The sequence below is a fragment of the Dietzia sp. 111N12-1 genome (genome assembly GCF_001658045.1).
Classification (GTDB): Bacteria; Actinomycetota; Actinomycetes; order Mycobacteriales; family Mycobacteriaceae; genus Dietzia; species Dietzia kunjamensis.
Map to the genome: position 1 here is coordinate 122,510 of NZ_LSSV01000082.1, position 17,162 is coordinate 139,671.

At 70.7% G+C, this 17,162-nt stretch carries 11 protein-coding genes; 3 read left to right on the forward strand and 8 right to left on the reverse strand.

The window, feature by feature from the left end:
• Positions 1 to 25: 25 nt before the first annotated feature.
• The 7 genes from AYO52_RS15835 to gdhA all read right to left on the reverse strand — a co-directional run bounded on the left by AYO52_RS15835 (position 26) and on the right by gdhA (position 8,700).
• A complete protein-coding gene (locus AYO52_RS15835; RefSeq protein ID WP_067719462.1) occupies positions 26 to 2,674 on the reverse strand; it encodes an AMP-binding protein in 2,649 nt (882 codons plus the stop codon).
• A gap of 54 nt (positions 2,675 to 2,728) precedes the next feature.
• Positions 2,729 to 3,166, reverse strand: a complete 438-nt coding sequence (locus AYO52_RS15840) for a heat shock protein transcriptional repressor HspR (RefSeq protein WP_067719464.1) — start codon at positions 3,164 to 3,166, stop codon at positions 2,729 to 2,731.
• Positions 3,163 to 4,344 (reverse strand): molecular chaperone DnaJ, encoded by a 1,182-nt coding sequence (dnaJ, locus tag AYO52_RS15845; RefSeq protein ID WP_067719467.1) that lies wholly within the window; start codon positions 4,342 to 4,344, stop codon positions 3,163 to 3,165. Before dnaJ ends, AYO52_RS15840 begins: the two co-directional genes overlap by 4 nt.
• Positions 4,341 to 4,523, reverse strand: coding sequence for a hypothetical protein (locus AYO52_RS15850; RefSeq protein WP_067719469.1), 183 nt, complete (start codon positions 4,521 to 4,523; stop codon positions 4,341 to 4,343). The genes dnaJ and AYO52_RS15850 overlap by 4 nt, the downstream gene beginning before the upstream one ends.
• 23 nt (positions 4,524 to 4,546) lie before the next feature.
• Positions 4,547 to 5,158 (reverse strand): nucleotide exchange factor GrpE, encoded by a 612-nt coding sequence (gene grpE, locus AYO52_RS15855; protein WP_067719472.1) that lies wholly within the window; start codon positions 5,156 to 5,158, stop codon positions 4,547 to 4,549.
• Positions 5,155 to 7,008, reverse strand: a complete 1,854-nt coding sequence (gene dnaK, locus AYO52_RS15860; protein WP_067719475.1) for a molecular chaperone DnaK — start codon at positions 7,006 to 7,008, stop codon at positions 5,155 to 5,157. The genes grpE and dnaK overlap by 4 nt, the downstream gene beginning before the upstream one ends.
• Before the next feature lie 345 nt (positions 7,009 to 7,353).
• Positions 7,354 to 8,700, reverse strand: coding sequence for an NADP-specific glutamate dehydrogenase (gene gdhA / locus AYO52_RS15865; RefSeq protein WP_067719476.1), 1,347 nt, complete (start codon positions 8,698 to 8,700; stop codon positions 7,354 to 7,356).
• Positions 8,701 to 8,939: 239 nt separating this feature from the next.
• Between gdhA and AYO52_RS15870 the strand changes: the two genes are divergently transcribed.
• The 3 genes from AYO52_RS15870 to AYO52_RS15880 all read left to right on the forward strand — a co-directional run bounded on the left by AYO52_RS15870 (position 8,940) and on the right by AYO52_RS15880 (position 15,613).
• Positions 8,940 to 10,568 (forward strand): S1 family peptidase, encoded by a 1,629-nt coding sequence (locus tag AYO52_RS15870; protein ID WP_067719479.1) that lies wholly within the window; start codon positions 8,940 to 8,942, stop codon positions 10,566 to 10,568.
• 174 nt (positions 10,569 to 10,742) lie between these two features.
• Entirely contained in the window at positions 10,743 to 13,949 is a 3,207-nt protein-coding gene (locus AYO52_RS15875; protein ID WP_067719481.1) for a heterodisulfide reductase-related iron-sulfur binding cluster, read from the forward strand.
• 410 nt (positions 13,950 to 14,359) lie between these two features.
• Positions 14,360 to 15,613, forward strand: a complete 1,254-nt coding sequence (locus AYO52_RS15880) for a pyridoxal phosphate-dependent aminotransferase (RefSeq protein WP_067719484.1) — start codon at positions 14,360 to 14,362, stop codon at positions 15,611 to 15,613.
• Between the two features lie 39 nt (positions 15,614 to 15,652).
• Here the strand turns inward: AYO52_RS15880 and AYO52_RS15885 are convergent, their stop codons facing one another.
• Positions 15,653 to 17,074, reverse strand: coding sequence for a UDP-glucose/GDP-mannose dehydrogenase family protein (locus AYO52_RS15885; RefSeq protein ID WP_082924087.1), 1,422 nt, complete (start codon positions 17,072 to 17,074; stop codon positions 15,653 to 15,655).
• Positions 17,075 to 17,162 lie beyond the last annotated feature (88 nt).

Below are 17,162 nucleotides of genomic sequence, written 5' to 3' on the forward strand. Positions count from 1 at the left end.
CCGGCTGGGGCGTCTCCCCCCGACGCTACCCGCGTGCGGGGTCGGCGTCCCCGCCCCGGGCGGCGACCCGCCGCGCGATCCCGGCACCGCGCTCCCACAGCCACCACACGCACACCCCCACCGCGAGCGAGGCGACCAGGGCCGGCCACGGGTGGCCCGCGTCCCGGATCGGCGGGTACACGAGGAAGTGGGTGAGATAGATGAACAGCGAGGCCGCCGCGAGAGGGGTCACCACCCGCACCACCGGCCGGGGCAGCCGGACGGCGGGGATCCAGATCAGAGCGAGGATCCCTCCCACGATCACCACCTCCCGCCCGGGATCGCCGAACCAGCCCGGCACGCACACGAGCGCGACCGCGGAGCAGGCGAGCCGCGCCCACATCGCGGTGAGCGCTGCCCGGTGCCCTCCCGGTCCGCCCGGCCAGCCCGGTCCGGCCCCCCCGGGTTCGGCCCGCGCCACGGCCCAGCCGAGCGCGAACAGCCACAGCACCGCCGGCGCCGAGTACCACACGAGGGGCCCGCCGCCGAGGTCGATGACGGCGTAGCGCACGAGCAATCCGAGCCCGACCAGCGTGGCCGGCAGCGCGTACGGCCACCGCCGGTCGAGCCTGCTGACCGCGGGGACGGCCATGAGCGCGGCCACGCCGAGCAACAGGTAGACCGTCGCCTCGACGAACCACATCTGCCACGGATTCCACCAGCGGTCATCGGACCAGGAGCGGGGACCCAGGAAGTGGGTGGCCAGCAGCGGCGAGTACCAGTGGTAGCGACTGGTCAGGGGGGTAACGAGCAGCAGCCACACCACGGCGGGGACCGCGATCCTCTCGACCGTCGTGAGCACGCCCCGGGCCCGCTCGCGGGCGCTGGCGGAGTGCAGCCGGAAGCGGGCCAGGGAGTAGCCGGTCAGAGCCACCAGGACGTGGGCGCCGCCGTAGACCGCGAACGCCCGGGTGTGCCCGCCCACGATCGTGAGGATGAACAGGGCGCGCAGCACCACCGAGGTGTCGACGCGGGCCCACGCCCGCCAGGGGGTCCAGCGGGAGGCCGCCGGGGGACGCGGTCCGGCAGCGCGGGTGTCGAGCTCCCCCAGTGGGCGCAGGTGCCAGTCGCGGGGTAGGCCGGGCACCCGCTCCTCGAGCCGGGTCGAGAGCACCACGTAGGTCAGGGAGTCCCCGCCGAGGTCGACGAACGTGGCGTCCGGCGGGCAGGAGTCCAGGCCGAGCGCATGGGCCACGAGCGTACTGGGCGCGTCGGCGTCCGCCCCGGCGCCCGTCCGCGCGCGGTCGGCGACGAGTGCACGGAGTGCGGCCTGGTCGACCTTGCCGGCGGGAGTGCGGGGAGGGTCGACGACGACGACCTGCTCGACCGCCGAGGTGGGCAGTCCCGAGGCCGTCGCGGCGGCGGTGGCGAGGGCCTGCGAGCGCTCGCGGGTGACCACGACCAACCGGTCGGGCTCCCCGACGCACCAGGCGTCGAACCCGCCGTCCGCCAGGGTCGATTCCACCCGACCCAGGTCGATCCGGTGCCCGAAGATCTTGGTCTCGCGCCCCATCCGCCCGACGATCTCCACGAGGCCGTCGTCGGCGATGCGGGCGAGGTCCCCGGTCCGCAGCTCGTCGAGCTCGGGCCCGCGGGCGAGGTCGGCCGAGGTGCGGGCGTACCCCATCATCACGTTGGGGCCGCGGTACACCAACTCACCGGGGGCGTGCGGATCGGTTCCCCGCGGACGGTCGACGCGGAAGGAGCCGCCGGGGATCGCGATCCCGATGGCCCCCGCACGGGTCCGCGCGAGGTGAGGGGGGAGGTACGCCATACGCGCGGTCGCCTCGGTCTGGCCGTACATCACGACCAGTTCTGCCCCGCGTGCTTCCAGGTGCGCGGCCAGGCGACGCACCGCCTCCGGCGCGAGGCGCCCGCCCGCCTGGGTGAGGTAGCGCAGGCGGGTGAGGCGGTCCAGCCGGTCGAGACCGACGCGCTCGAGGAGTTCGACCGTGTGCGGGACGGCGGCGAACGTCGTCACCTGCCCGGCCTCCGCCCGGTCCCAGAACGCCGGTGCGGAGACGGAGTCGGAGTTGAGCACCACGGACGCGCCGGCCAGCAGGTGACTGTGCAGGACGGACAGGCCGTAGCAGTAGTGCGGCGGCAGGGTGGTGATCGCCCGGTCCCCCGGCACGATGCCCAGGTAGTCCACGATCGACCGCGCGTTGGCCAGCACCGCCCGCCGGGACTGCCGGACGAGCTTGGGTGCGCCCGTGGACCCGGAGGTGCTCAGGAGCAGTGCGAGGTCGGGATGCAGGTCGTGCCGCGGCGGCGCCGTGAGCACCCCGGCCGGGAGGGGTCGGCCGTCCCCCGCGACAACGTCGGGGTGCCACGCCGCGAGGAGGTTGTCGGTGGCCGCGCCGTCCGGCGGCAGGAGGAGCACGACGTGGCCGGCGGAGTGGGCGGCGAGATAGTCCACGAGGAACTCGATGGTGTTCGTTGCCACCAGGCCGATCAGGCGACGACCGGTCGTCACGGGCGGGTACTCGGCGGCGCGCTCGGCGCTCATCCGGGAGAGCGCGGAGTAGGTGTACTCCGCCTCGTCGGTCACCACGGCGACCGCGGTGCCGCGCCCGGCGGACTCGTCGAACAGGCCGGGCGGAGCCTGCCCCTGATGCGTACGTGCGACGGTCACGCGCCGAACTATATTAGGTGAGGCTTCGCTATGAAAGTCGGGCGGATCCGGTCATCAGCCGTCGCGGCGGCCCGTCTCCCGCTGGTGACGGGGCCGCCACACGACCACCGACGTCGAGCGGGGCACGTGGACGAGTTCACCGCCCGCCCGGCCGGAGGACCCGGAACGGCGACGAAGTTCGGCGACCTCCTCGACCAGTTCTGACACGCGGCTGCGCAGGGCGTCGACCTGATTGGTCAGCTCAATGATCCGCTTGATGCCGGCGAGGTTGACGCCCTCCTCCTGGCTGAGGCGCTGGACCTCGCGGAGCAGTGCCACGTCCCGCAGCGAATAGCGTCGCCCACCGCCGCTGGTGCGCTCAGGGGTGACGATGCCGAGGCGGTCGTAGGTTCGCAGGGTCTGAGCGTGCAGCCCGGAGAGTTCGGCGGCCACCGAGATCACCAGGACGCTGTCGTCGGCCCCCAGCTCGCTGACGTCCCGCCGGGGGCTCATGCCGACCCCGCCCAGCCCGACCGCGGATCGAAGCCGGCGGCGCGCAACGCGTCGTCATAGGCGGCGAGCTCGGCTTCGGCCATCCCGGCGGGGGGCGTGGCCACCCGGAGGGTGACCTTGAGGTCACCGGTTCCGGTCTTGCGTGCGATTCCCCGGCCGCGCACCCGAAGGATCTGTCCGTCGCGGGAGCCGGCGGGGATCTTGACGGTCACCCGCCCGGTGAGCGTGGGTACCGACACCTGGGCGCCGAGGACCAACTCCGGGTAGGACACCGGCAGGTCGACGAGCAGGTCGGCCCCGTCGCGGTCGAACACCTGGTCCTTCTGAACGGTGACCGTCACGTACAGGTCGCCCGACGGTGCCCCGCGGAAGCCCGCCTCACCCTGCCCGGAGAGCCGGATGCGCTGGCCGTCGGAGACGCCGGCCGGGACCTTGACGTTGATGGTGCGGGTGCGGTCGGTGACGCCGCTGCCACCGCAGTCGGTGCACGGGTCGTCGATGATGGAGCCGCTGCCGCCGCAGTCGGGGCAGGGCTCGGCGAAGCCGAACGCGCCCTGGTTGCGATGGACGACCCCGTTGCCGTGGCAGGTGCCGCACACCTTGGGGCTCGTGCCGGGCTTAGCGCCGCTGCCGTGGCAGGTCAGGCACGGTGACGGCGACGAGAGCTTGATCTGGACCGTTTCGCCGAGGGCGGCCTCACGGAAGGACAGGGTCAGGGCGGTCTCGACATCCTGGCCGCCCCGCGGGCGCTGTGCTCGGCCCCGTCCGGCCCCGCCGCCACCCGGCCGGGCCTGGTTGAACAGGCCGCCGAACAGGTCGGAGAACCCCCCGGCGCCGCCCGCCGGCCCGCCGCCGCCAAACAGGTCGTTGATGTCGAAGTCACCGCCGGAGGCGGTGTACCGGTCCCCGCCGCCCGGGGCGAAGCCGCTGAACCCGCCGGAGGAGACCTGGGCGCGGAACGCGTCGTACTCCTTGCGCCGGGCGGGATCGCCGATGACGTCGTTGGCCTCGCTGATCCGCTTGAACTTGTCCTCCGCGGCCGCGTTGCCCGGGTTGGAGTCCGGGTGGTTCTCCCTCGCGAGCTTGCGGTAGGCCTTGCGGATCTCGTCCTGGGTGGCGGACTTGGAGACGCCCAGTTCGGCGTAGTAGTCCTTCTCGACCCATTCGCGCTGACTCACCAGACGCCTCCCTTCTTCTTGTTGCCGTTCTTCTTGTTGCCGTTCTTCTTGTTGCCGTTCTTCTTGTTGCCGTTCTTCTTACGGCAGAGTTCGGGTCTACGAATTCTCTCAGTTCCCCGGCACGTCCGGGGTGGGTCGGCGTGCGGGTGCGACCCGATGATCTCGGGACGCACCCGCACGCCGGGGTGGTGAGCCGGTGGGCTCAGCGGACGCTGACCATCGCCGTCCGCAGGATCCGCTCACCGTGGCGGTAGCCCTTGCGCAGGATCGTCCCCAGCACGGGCTCGGAGCCCTCGGACTCGTCCTGCACGGCCTCGTGGAGGGCCGGGTCGAACGGATCGCCCTCCTTGCCGAAGGACTCGACGCCCTGGGACGCCAGCAGCGCGCGGACCTTGTCGGCAAAGACCTTGAGCGGTCCCTCGGCGAGGTCGCCGTGCGCCTCGGCCCGGTCGAGGTCGTCGACGATCCCCAGCAGCTCGGTCAGGACCGAGCCCTTGGCGGTGTCGATGATCGACTGGCGGTCACGTTCGACGCGGCGGCGGTAGTTGGCGAACTCCGCCGACACGCGCTGCAGGTCCGCGGTCCGCTCGTCGAGCTGCGCCTGCAGCGCGGCGGCCGGATCGTCCGCGGGAACGTCCCCGGTCGGGGCGCCCCCCGCGTCAGCGGCATCGGCTGCGGTGCCGTCGGCCGCCGGCGCGGCGCCGTCGTCGTCGACGATCTCGGCCTCGACCGCCTCGGCGGCCTGCTCGGCCTCGTCGTCAGCGCCGGCCCACGCCGCCTTCTCGGAGGCGTCGGTCTGCTCGGGGCGGGTCACTTGGACTCACCCTTCGTCTCGTCCTCGTCGACCACCTCGGCGTCGACCACGTCGTCGTCGGCCGAGCCCGCACCCGACGCGTCGCCGGCCTCGGCACCCTCCGCCGCGGAGGCCTCGTAGATCGCCTGGCCGACGGCCTGCGCCTCGGTGTTGACCTTCTCGACCGCGGCCTTGATCGCGTCGACGTCCGAGCCCTCGAGAGCGGTCTTGGCCCCGGCGATCGCCGACTCGAGCGAGGACTTCTTGTCGGCCGGGATCTTGTCCTCGTTCTCCGAGACGAACTTCTCCGTCTGGTAGATCGTGGACTCGGCCTGGTTGCGGGCGTCCGCCTCCTCTCGACGCTTGGCGTCCTCGGCGGCGTGATCCTCCGCATCCTTGATCATCTGGTCGATCTCCTCCTTGGACAGACCGGAGCCGTCCTGGATGACGATCGTGTTCTCCTTGCCGGTGCCCTTGTCCTTTGCGGTGACGTGGACGATGCCATTGGCGTCGATGTCGAAGGTCACCTCGACCTGGGGCACGCCACGCGGAGCAGGGGCGATGCCGGCGAGCTCGAAGGAGCCGAGCAGCTTGTTCTGCGCGGCCATCTCACGCTCTCCCTGGAACACCTGGATCTGCACCGACGGCTGGTTGTCGTCCGCCGTGGTGAAGGTCTCCGAGCGCTTGGTCGGGATGGTGGTGTTGCGCTCGATGAGCTTGGTCATGACGCCGCCCTTGGTCTCGATGCCCAGTGACAGCGGGGTCACATCGAGCAGCAGGACGTCCTTGACCTCCCCACGGAGCACGCCGGCCTGCAGCGCGGCACCCACGGCGACGACCTCGTCCGGGTTGACGCCCTTGTTGGGCTCCTTGCCCCCGGTGAGCTCCTTGACCAGGTCGGTCACGGCCGGCATACGGGTCGAGCCACCCACCAGGACCACGTGGTCGATCGAGGAGACCGAGATACCGGCGTCCTTGATCACGGCCTGGAACGGCTGACGGCAGCGGTCGAGCAGGTCCTGGGTGATCTTCTGGAACTCGGCGCGGGTCAGCGTCTCGTCCAAGAAGAGCGGGTTCTTGTCCGCGTCGACCGTGATGTACGGCAGGTTGATCGAGGTGGACTGTCCGCTGGACAGCTCGATCTTGGCCTTCTCCGCGGCCTCACGCAGACGCTGCAGGGCCATCTTGTCCTTGGTCAGGTCGATGCCGTTCTGCGCCTTGAACTTGTCGACCAACCAGTCGACGATCCGCTGGTCCCAGTCGTCGCCACCGAGATGGTTGTCGCCGGAGGTCGCTCGGACCTCGACGACGCCGTCGCCGATGTCGAGCAGGGAGACGTCGAAGGTACCGCCACCGAGGTCGAAGACCAGGATGGTCTGCTCCTTGTCACCCTTGTCGAGGCCGTAGGCCAGGGCGGCCGCGGTGGGCTCGTTGACGATGCGCAGGACGTTGAGACCGGCGATCTGGCCGGCGTCCTTGGTGGCCTGACGCTGGGCGTCGTTGAAGTAGGCCGGCACGGTGATGACGGCGTCGGTGACGTCGTCACCGAGGTAGGACTCGGCGTCCCGCTTGAGCTTCTGAAGAATGCGGGCGCTGATCTCCTGCGGGGTGTAGGTCTTGCCGTCGATCGAGTCCGACTTCCAGTCCGTGCCGATGTGGCGCTTGACCGAGCGGATGGTGCGGTCGACGTTGGTGACCGCCTGGTTCTTCGCCGGCTGACCGACGAGGACCTCGCCGTTCTTGGCGAACGCGACGACCGACGGGGTAGTGCGCGAGCCCTCGGCGTTGGCGATGACCGTGGCGTCACCGCCCTCGAGGACCGCGACGGCCGAGTTGGTGGTGCCGAGGTCGATGCCTACTGCACGTCCCATGATGTTCTCCTTCTACTGACGTGTACGGGTTCTCTCTAAGCGGACCCGACTCAAGGCTCGGATCGATGGCTCCACCCTGCCTGCCGGTGGCCTGCCGCGTCAACCTGAGTTGAGCCTGGCCCGCTGAGGTTTGTCGCCCCGTATAACCCCCATCCTGCCGGATCCATTCCGGCGGTGGCGCAACTCACATCATTGATTGCGCCCGACAGACTCAACAACCAGAAGAGCGCCCCGGCCACCGCCTCTCGGCGGTGCGGCTCGGAGCGCTCTTCGTATGGGAAGGGGAAGGTGCGGGAAGGAGAAGGAGGTACGACGACGACGAGGTCCGCCGTCACCCGGATCAGATCAGATGACACCCTGCGCGAGCATGGCGTCGGCGACCTTGCGGAACGCGGCGATGTTCGCCCCGGCCACCAGGTCACCCGGGGCGCCGTACTCCTCGGCGGTCGCCGCCGCGGTGGCGTGGATGGAGGTCATGATGCGGTCGAGCTCGGAGTCCACCCGCTCGAAGTCCCACAGCAGCCGACCGGCGTTCTGCCGCATCTCGAGACCGCTGGTGGCCACGCCGCCGGCGTTGGCGGCCTTGGCGGGCCCGAAGAGGATGCCGGCCTGGTGGATGACCTCCACCGCCTGCTCCGTGCACGGCATGTTGGCGCCCTCGGCGATCACGCGGCACCCGTTCTTGGCGAGCGTGCGCGCCTCCTCGGCGTCGAGTTCGTTCTGGGTGGCACAGGGCAGCGCGATGTCGCACTCCACATCCCACACGGAGCCGGTTTCCCGGTAGGTGCAGTTGCCCCGCTCCCGGGCGTAAGCCGACAGCCGTTCGCGTCGGACCTCCTTGACGTCCAGGAGCAGATCCAGGTCGAGACCGTCCTCGTCGTGGACGTAACCCTGGCTGTCGGAGCAGGCCACGACGGTCGCGCCGAGCTGGGCCGCCTTCTTGGCCGCGTAGATGGCGACGTTGCCGGAACCGGAGACGACCACCCGGGAGCCCTCGAGGCTGTACTCGGTGTCGCGGAGCATCTCGCGGACGAAGTAGACGAGCCCGTAACCGGTCGCCTCGGTGCGCGCCCACGAGCCGCCGTAGCCGACGCCTTTGCCCGTGATGACGCCCGCCTCGTTGCGGCCGGTCACCTTCCGGTACTGGCCGTACAGGTACCCGATCTCGCGCCCGCCCACGCCGATGTCACCGGCCGGGACGTCGAGGTCGGCACCGATGTGGTGCGCGAGCTCGGACATGAAGGACTGGCAGAAGCGCATCACCTCCGCGTCGCTGCGGCCGTGCGGGTCGAAGTCCGAACCGCCCTTGCCGCCGCCCAGGCCGAGACCGGTGAGGGCGTTCTTGAAGACCTGCTCGAACCCGAGGAACTTCAACGTGTCCTCGTCCACGGACTTGTGGAAGCGCAATCCGCCCTTATACGGGCCGAGATCGGAGCTGAACTGCACACGGAAGCCCCGGTTGACCTGGACCGCGCCGGCGTCGTCGACCCACGGCACCCGGAAGGACACCACGCGCTCGGGCTCGATGATCCGCTTGAGGATCCCGCCCTCGACATATTCCGGGTGCTGCTTGACCACGGGTGCGAGCGACTCCAGCACCTCGTGCACAGCCTGCCGGAAGAGGTGCTGTCCGGGATTGCGTCGCACCACGGTGTCAAGGGCGTCGTGAAGTGCGGCGTCAGCGTCGGACATGGGACCTCCGGGTAATAAGTCTTTGGTGATGACGCGTACGTCGTTGCCGAAGAGGCAGCCTAGCGGCAGGGCCCGCGATTCTCCGACTCAGCGTCGTCACATCAATCGACAATCGAATCCCATTAATCACACGTGTCACACTGGACTCACTAATCACATCTCCGTAATCTGAGCCTCGACACACCGAGCCACTGCCGGTCGACGCGCCGTCGCCCAGCCGTGCATTCCGGAAGGCCATCATGCGTATCACCTCGAAGTTCGCCGCCGTCGCCGCCGCCGCGGCGCTGGTGGTCACCGCGACCCCTGCCGGCGCGGCCCCCTCGCCCACACCCGAGAACCCGACTCCGTCCGCCTCCCGCCCCGCCGTCGCCCAGCCCCTGCCCGCGTTGGCCGACGCGCTAGGCCCGGAGCTGACCTCACTCGTCGAGGCACTGCGACGTGATCTCGGACTCACTCCCGAGCAGTTCCTCGCCCAGGCCGGCATCGGAGAACGTCTGGCCGAGGCCCGTCCCCGGTGGGAGCAGCAGTTCCGTCAGTCGTTCGGCGGCGTCTGGCTGGACGAGGAGGGCACCGGCCTGGTCGGCGTGGTGGCCGGCGCCGCCGGAGACGAACTGCGCGACGAGGCCACCCGGTCCGGGTTCACGGTCAAGGACGTGGCGCTGACCACGAGCGAACTCGAGGCTCGCGAGCGCCAGGTCATCAAGATCATCGAGGGCACTCCCGAGGACATGCAGGACCTCGTCACCGACGTCCGCGTCGATCCGACCCGCAACGCGGTCGTCGTCACGACCCGAGGGGGCGAGGCCGCGCAGCTCGGCAACCTCGACGCCCGCCTGCGGGACCTCGCCGAGATCGACATGATCGAGGCCCCCGACCCGGCGTTCGACACGGCCCCGTTCGGCAGCGAGGGGGGAACTGGGTCCGACGGCGAGCCGACCGTCGACGGCATCGAACCGGCCACCACCCGAGCGGACGACCCGGACGGGACCGGCGCGGCGCCCGGGAGCGGCGGCGACTCCGGCTCGCTCGGCAGCCTGGCCCTGCTCAATGACGCCGGCCTCGTCCCCGAGGGCCCCATGCGCACGGTCATCGACCTCCTCGCCGGCCTGACCCCCGGCACCGGGTCGATCATCGACGGGATGATGGCCCAGACCATGGTCGACCCCGGCACCCCCGTGCCCGAGGACCAGCCGCGGGCCATCGAATCGGTCCCCGCTCCGGCGGGGCCCGTCACGGGCGGTACCGGGTACCAGGTGGGCGTCCCGGGAGGAATCCTCGAGTGCTCGACCGGGTTCAACGGTGAACTGGGCGGTAAGCCCGTCGTCATCACCGCCGCGCACTGCGCCGGCGCCGACGGCACCCGCGCCGCCCTCGCCGACGGCGAGGAGTTCGGCACCATGACCCGCAGCGAGCGGGAGGGCATCGACACCGCCCTCATCGCGGTCGACGACGACGTGGCGGACCGGTTCCGTACCAACCTGGTGGGAGACGGGCCGGACAGCACCCAGGAGATCATCGGCACCGCGGACCCGGTCGTCGGACAGAAGGCCTGCAAGACCGGATTCCGGACCGGCTTCTCCTGCGGGACGATCTCGCAGGTCGGCGCCACGATCGACGTGGCGGGCACGCGCACCATCTCGAACGCCTTCACCGTGGACCTGTGCGCCCTGCCCGGCGACAGCGGCGGCGTCGTCTTCTCCGGCGACCGGGCCCTGGGCATCTCGAGCGCGTCCAACGTCGCGGACTCCGTCACCTGCGCCGACGCCGACGCCGTGGCCCGGACGGCCGGGTTCACCCCGCGCCTGTCCGCCGTCCCGATCTCAGACGTCCTCGCCGCACACCCCGGGCTGACGCTCCGGACCAACTGACCCTCCCCTTCCACGCGGGCCCCGCCTGCGAGTGGAGTCTGCTCCGGTAAGGGCAGCCTCAACTCGGCAGACGGGGCCCGCGTGGCTTACCTTTGACCTCGACACAGTCGACGGGCGCCCACAGGGTCCTATGAGTGCTCGTGCGTCGAGAAGTGCGACGAAAGGCCGCGAACCATGTCAGGCGTGACCATCACACTCGGGACGATCGGCGTCCTGCTCAGTCTGTTCTGCTGGGCATCCTTCATAGGCGGCGTCACGCGCATGGTGCGCAGCCTGTTCCTGGGACAGAAGGACGGATTCGACCGGCTGCGGCCGATCCTGCCCCGATTGAAGAACGTCATCGTCGAGGTGGGCGCCCACGCCCGGATGGCCCGCAAACGTTCGGTGGGCTTCTTCCACTGGTTCGTCATGGTGGGCTTCCTGCTCGGCTCGATCGTCTGGTTCGAGGCCTACATCCAGACGTTCAACCCCCGCGGCGGCTGGCCCTGGCTGTCCGACCAGGCCTGGTACCACGCCGTCGACGAGTTCCTGGGCCTGGGCACCGTCATCGGCATCACCGTGCTGATCATCATCCGTCAGATCAACCAGCGCCGCGGCCTCAACCGCTTCGTCGGCTCGGACCGCAAGGCCGCCTACTTCGTCGAGACCGTCGTGCTCCTCGAGGGCCTGGGCATGATCTTCGTCAAGGCCGGCAAGCTCTCGCTGCAGGCCGCCGACGGGTACGACTTCCACTGGTCCACGGACTGGGTCACCGGCCCGCTGTCGACGATCCTGCCGGCCAACGAGCTCATGGTCTCGGTCTTCGCGCTGATCAAGCTGCTCACCGGCATGATCTGGCTGTACGTCGTGGGCCGCAACATCACGTGGGGCGTCGCCTGGCACCGCTTCTCCGCGTTCTTCAACATCTACTTCAAGCGCGAGGCCGACGGCCGCACCGCGCTCGGCCCGCTCAAGCCGATGACCATGGACGGCGTCCCGCTGACCATGGAGAAGGTCGAGGAGCTCACCGAGGCCGACGAGGACTTCGAGCCCAAGCTCGGCGCGGGCGCCATCGAGGACTTCTCGTGGAAGGGCTGGCTGGACTTCTCCACCTGCACCGAGTGCGGCCGCTGCCAGGAGCAGTGCCCCGCCTGGAACACCGGCAAGCCGCTGAGCCCCAAGCTCATGATCATGTCCCTGCGCGACCACGGTGCCGCGAAGGCGCCGTACCTGCTCGCCGGTGGGCAGACCACGATGGGCGAGGAGACCGGACTGGTCGACGCCGAGGGCAACCCCGACGAGGCCAAGCTCGCCAAGATCCCGGAGGCGGCCCGCCTCGAGGCCCAGCGCCCCCTCGTCGGTCACACCACCGCGGACCTCTCCGACGACCCGATGGCCGCCGGCATCATCGACCCCGAGGCCCTGTGGTCCTGCACCACGTGTGGCGCCTGCGTCGAGCAGTGCCCGGTGGACATCGAGCACGTCGACCACTTCATCGATATGCGCCGCTACCAGGTCCTCATCGAGTCCGAGTTCCCGACCGAGCTCGCGGGCCTGTTCAAGAACCTCGAGAACAAGGGCAACCCCTGGGGCCAGAACAACTCCGGTCGCGACGAGTGGATGAACTCCCTCGACTTCGAGATCCCCGTGATCGGCAAGGACATCGAGGACTTCGCCGACACCGAGTACCTGTTCTGGGTGGGCTGTGCCGGCGCCTTCGAGGACCGCGCCAAGAAGACCACCCAGGCCGTGGCCTCGCTGCTGCACACCGCCGGTGTGAAGTTCGCGGTGCTGGGCCAGGGCGAGACCTGTACCGGCGACTCGGCCCGCCGCGCGGGCAACGAGTTCCTGTTCCAGATGCTCGCCCAGCAGAACATCGAGGTCATGAACGACGCGTTCGACGGCGTGCCCGCCGCGCAGCGCAAGGTCGTCGTGACGTGTGCCCACTGCCTCAACGCGCTGAAGAACGAGTACGGCGACTTCGGCGGCGACTACCAGGTGGTCCACCACACGCAGCTACTCAACCGTCTGGTGCGCGAGAAGCGCCTCGTGCCGGTGGCCCCGATCGACGGTGGCGTCACCTACCACGACCCGTGTTACCTCGGCCGCCACAACCAGGTCTACGAGGCCCCGCGTGAGCTCATGGACGGCTCGGGCGTGACCCTCACGGAGATGCCCCGTCACGGGCAGCGGTCCATGTGCTGTGGCGCCGGTGGCGCGCGCATGTGGATGGAGGAGACGGTCGGCAAGCGGATCAACATCGACCGTGTCGACGAGGCCCTGTCGACCAAGGCCACGAAGATCGCCACGGGCTGCCCGTTCTGTCGCGTGATGCTCTCGGACGGGGCCACCGCCCAGACCGACGGCACCGAGCAGGAGGGCCAGGTCGAGGTCGTGGACGTCGCCCAGCTGCTCCTGGAGTCCGTCTCCCGTGACGGCGGCCTGCCCGAGCCGCGCGAGGCCGCGTGGCTGGAGCAGCCCACGCGCGAGAAGACGAAGGCGGAGAAGGAGGCCGAGCAGGCCGAGCGCGACGCCGCCGAGGCGGAGTCCGCCTCGGCCGCCGCCCCCGCTGCCCCGGCCGAGGCCGCGCCGGACAACGCCGTCGTCGACGAGGGCGAGGGCGCGGAGGTCGCCGCCGCCGGCACCGGTGGCGCGGCCAGCGCGGCCGAGGCCGGCCCGTCGGCCGCCGATTCGACGGGCGCACCCAAGTCGGGTGGCCTCAAGCTCGGTGGCGGCGGCAAGGCCCCCGGCGGCCCCAAGGCCCCCGGCGCTCCGAAGGCCCCCGGCGCCGCCGGGAGCGGCGAGTCCGCCACCGAGGCCCAGTCCGCGGTGAAGGACGCCGAGCGCACGGAGGAGACCCGCGAGGCCGCGCAGGGCTCCGCTCCGGCCACCACCGGCGCTCCCAAGCCGAGCGCCGGCGCGCCGAAGTCCGGCGGGCTCACCCTGGGTGGCGGGGCCAAGGCTCCGGGCGGGGCGAAGGCCCCGGGCACGGCCAAGGCTCCGGGCGGCGCGAAGGCCCCGGGCACGGCCAAGGCGGCGGCGTCCGAGCCGTCCGCGGGCGAGTCCGCCGCCGCGCAGACCGAGACCGCCGATGCCGGGTCCGCCACGGACACCGCACCGGCCGCGCCCGCGAAGCCGGCCGTCGGCCTGGGCCTCAAGGGTGGAGCTAAGGCGCCCGGCGCACCCAAGGCACCCGGTGCTCCGAAGGCACCCGGCGCTCCGAAGGCCGAGCCCGCCGACACTGCCGACACCGCGACCGGTTCCGCCGACCAGGCTGAGTCGACGTCGACCGAGTCCACCCAGGCTGAGTCGACGCCGACCGATGCCCCGGCGAAGCCCGCGTCGGGTGGGGCGATCCCCCGCTCGAAGAAGTCCGGAGGTTACGGCCTCTCTCTGGGCTGACGCCCACCGGACGCCACCGCGGCCCGTGATCAGATCTCCTGATCACGGGCCGCGGCGCATGTGGACGTTCCCCGGGGGGAGGGCGTACGCGCGTCCGCTCGCGACGCCGCCCTCAACCGCTCCCGCGCCTGGCGCCCAGGGCGCTCCCGCAGATGTACTGCACGAAGGTCGCCGCTCCTGAACATGGCGTCTGGCCTGCCCTTCGGCGGGTGCGAGACGCCATGCCCGCGGGCGGCTGGAGCTCCAGCCGGCGACCGCGTAGAAAGGTGCCACCGCCGCGCGGCGTTCACGACATCCCTGTGGGGCCACGGTGCTCTCCTTCGGCCCCGGGCATGGTGCCGCCATGCCCCACCGGACATACGCCCTCCGCGACGCGGGCCACAGCGACCCGAGTGGCACAATCGCAAGGTATGACGCCTGAGACCACGGGACGAACGCTCCACCAGCTGCGCACTCTCGACCAGTCCTCCAAGCTCAAGGACGTCCTCTACGAGATCCGCGGGCCGGTACTGGCCAGGGCCAACCAGCTCGAGGCCGAAGGTCACCGCATCCTCAAGCTGAACATCGGCAACCCCGCGCCGTTCGGGTTCGAGGCGCCGGACGTGATCATGCGCGACATGATCGCCGCGCTCCCCCACGCGCAGGGCTACTCGGAGTCCAAGGGCATCCTGTCGGCCCGCCGGGCGATCTTCACGCGCTACGAGCTGGTCCCGGACTTCCCCCGTCTCAGCGTGGACGACATCTACCTCGGCAACGGCGTGTCCGAGCTCATCACCATGACGATGCAGGCGCTGCTGGACGACGGCGACGAAGTCCTCATCCCCGCACCGGACTACCCGCTGTGGACCGCCATGACCTCACTCGCCGGGGGCAGGCCCGTCCACTACCTCGCCGACGAACAGGACGACTGGAACCCGTCGCTTGAGGACATCGCCTCCAAGATCACCCCGCGAACCAAGGCCATCGTGGTGATCAACCCCAACAACCCGACCGGCGCGGTCTACTCGCGTGAGGTCCTGCAGGGGATCGTCGATCTCGCCCGCGAGCACAGTCTGCTCATCCTGGCGGACGAGATATACGACCGGATCGTCTACGACGAGGCCGAGCACACCTCCATCGCCACCCTCGCCCACGACCTGCTCGTGCTGACCTTCAACGGACTGTCCAAGACCTACCGTGTGGCGGGCTACCGGGCGGGCTGGCTGGCGATCACGGGCCCCAAGGCGCACGCGGCCGGCTTCCTCGAGGGGTTGGAGCTCCTCGCGTCCACCCGCCTGTGCCCCAACGTGCCCGCGCAGCACGCCATCCAGGTGGCGCTCGGTGGCTATCAGTCGATCAACGAGCTCATCGAGCCCGGCGGCCGGCTGCACGAGCAGCGGGGCATCGCGTGGGAGAAGCTCAACACGATCCCGGGCGTGAGCTGCGTCAAGCCCATGGGCGCGCTGTACGCCTTCCCCAAGCTGGACCCGAACGTCCACGAGATCCACGACGACCGGCTGTTCGCCCTCGACCTGCTCGAGCAGGAGCGGATCCTCGTCACCCAGGGCACGGGCTTCAACTGGCCGGACCCCGATCACTTCCGGGTGGTCACCCTGCCCGCCTCCCGCGATCTGGGCGTGGCGATCGAGCGGATCGGCAACTTCCTGGCCTCGTACCGGCAGTAGCCCGGGTGCCGCGTCGGCCGGTGTCAGGTCGGCCGGGGGTCAGGTCGACGGGTGTCCGGAGCGCATCGACGGGACGACCCCCGGCCCGGCGGGGGCCGTCCCCGTGCGGCGGGTGGCGCCCTCCACCGGCACCCCGCGTCCGAGTGCGCGGTAGGTCCAGCCGGCGGCGCGCCAGCGGTCGGCGGGCATGCAGTTGCGACCGTCCAGCAGGACCCGGCCGCGCGCCACCCCGGTGACCGCGGCCGGGTCCAGCTCGACGAACTCGGGCCACTCGGTGGCCACCAGCACCACGTCGGCGCCCTCACAGGCGGCCAGCGCCGACTCGGCGTACGTCAGCGTGGGGAACAACGCCCGGGCGTTGTCCAGGGCCTGCGGGTCGTACACCACGGTGCTCGCGCCCTTGAGCGAGAGCATCCCCGCCACGTTCAGCGCCGGCGAGTCCCGCACGTCGTCGGAGTTCGGCTTGAACGCCGCCCCCAGCACCGCGACGGTCTTGCCGATGACCGTCCCGCCGCACGCCTCGACGGTCAGGCCCACCATCCGCTCGCGTCGGCGCATGTTGATCGAGTCGACCTCCCGCAGGAACGTCATCGCCTCGTCCGCACCCAACTCGCCGGCGCGGGACATGAAGGCCCGGATGTCCTTGGGCAGACAGCCACCCCCGAACCCCAGGCCGGCGTTGAGGAAGCGTCGACCGATCCGCTTGTCCATGCCGATCGCATCGGCCAAGACGGTCACATCGGCGCCGGCGGCCTCACACACCTCCGACACGGCGTTGATGAAGCTGATCTTGGTCGCGAGGAACGCGTTCGCGCTGACCTTGACCAGCTCGGCCGTGGCCAGATCCGTCACGATCACCGGGCACGGATCCGCCTTGAGGATCGGCGCGTACGCCTCGGACACCAGCTCCCGCGCGAGCCCCAGTGCCGACTCACCGCCGGCCAGGCCGATCACGATCCGATCCGGTGTCAACGTGTCGGCCACGGCGAAGCCCTCGCGCAGGAACTCCGGGTTCCACACCACCTCGACCCGCACCCCGTCCGGGGCGTGCCAGTCGGCGATCCCCTGCAATCGCGCGGCCGTTCCCACCGGCACCGTCGACTTGCCCACCACCGCCGCGTCCGCGGACAGCAGCGGCGTCAGCCGCGCCACCACGTCCTCCACGTACGAGGTGTCGGCGGCGAACTCGCCCTTGCGCTGCGGGGTCCCGACCCCGATGAAGTGCAGGTCGGCGAACGCCGCGGCCTCGGCGTAGTCGGTGGTGAACCGCAGCCGCCCCGACTCCACGTGCCGCAGCAGGATCTCCGGCAGACCCGGCTCGTAGAACGGCACCTCGCCCCGACGCAAGCGTTCGATCTTGGCCTCGTCGACGTCCACCCCCAGCACCTCGTGGCCCAGCTCGGCCATGCAGGCGGCGTGGGTGGCGCCGAGGTACCCGGTCCCGAACACGGTCATACGCATGGCGCTGTTCTACCCCGTCGACGCGGCGCGGCGGGAACGGACTGGTGAACGAGGGGCGAGTAACAGTCGCCGGGCTGCCGTCGTCCGC

Coding starts and splice junctions, on each gene's coding strand:
- AYO52_RS15840 (WP_067719464.1), bottom strand. CDS start 3,166: ATGAGCCCCCGGCGGGACGTCAGCGAGCTGGGGGCCGACGACAGCGTC.
- dnaK (WP_067719475.1), bottom strand. CDS start 7,008: ATGGGACGTGCAGTAGGCATCGACCTCGGCACCACCAACTCGGCCGTC.
- gdhA (WP_067719476.1), bottom strand. CDS start 8,700: ATGTCCGACGCTGACGCCGCACTTCACGACGCCCTTGACACCGTGGTG.
- AYO52_RS15870 (WP_067719479.1), top strand. CDS start 8,940: ATGCGTATCACCTCGAAGTTCGCCGCCGTCGCCGCCGCCGCGGCGCTG.
- AYO52_RS15875 (WP_067719481.1), top strand. CDS start 10,743: ATGTCAGGCGTGACCATCACACTCGGGACGATCGGCGTCCTGCTCAGT.
- AYO52_RS15880 (WP_067719484.1), top strand. CDS start 14,360: ATGACGCCTGAGACCACGGGACGAACGCTCCACCAGCTGCGCACTCTC.
- AYO52_RS15885 (WP_082924087.1), bottom strand. CDS start 17,074: ATGCGTATGACCGTGTTCGGGACCGGGTACCTCGGCGCCACCCACGCC.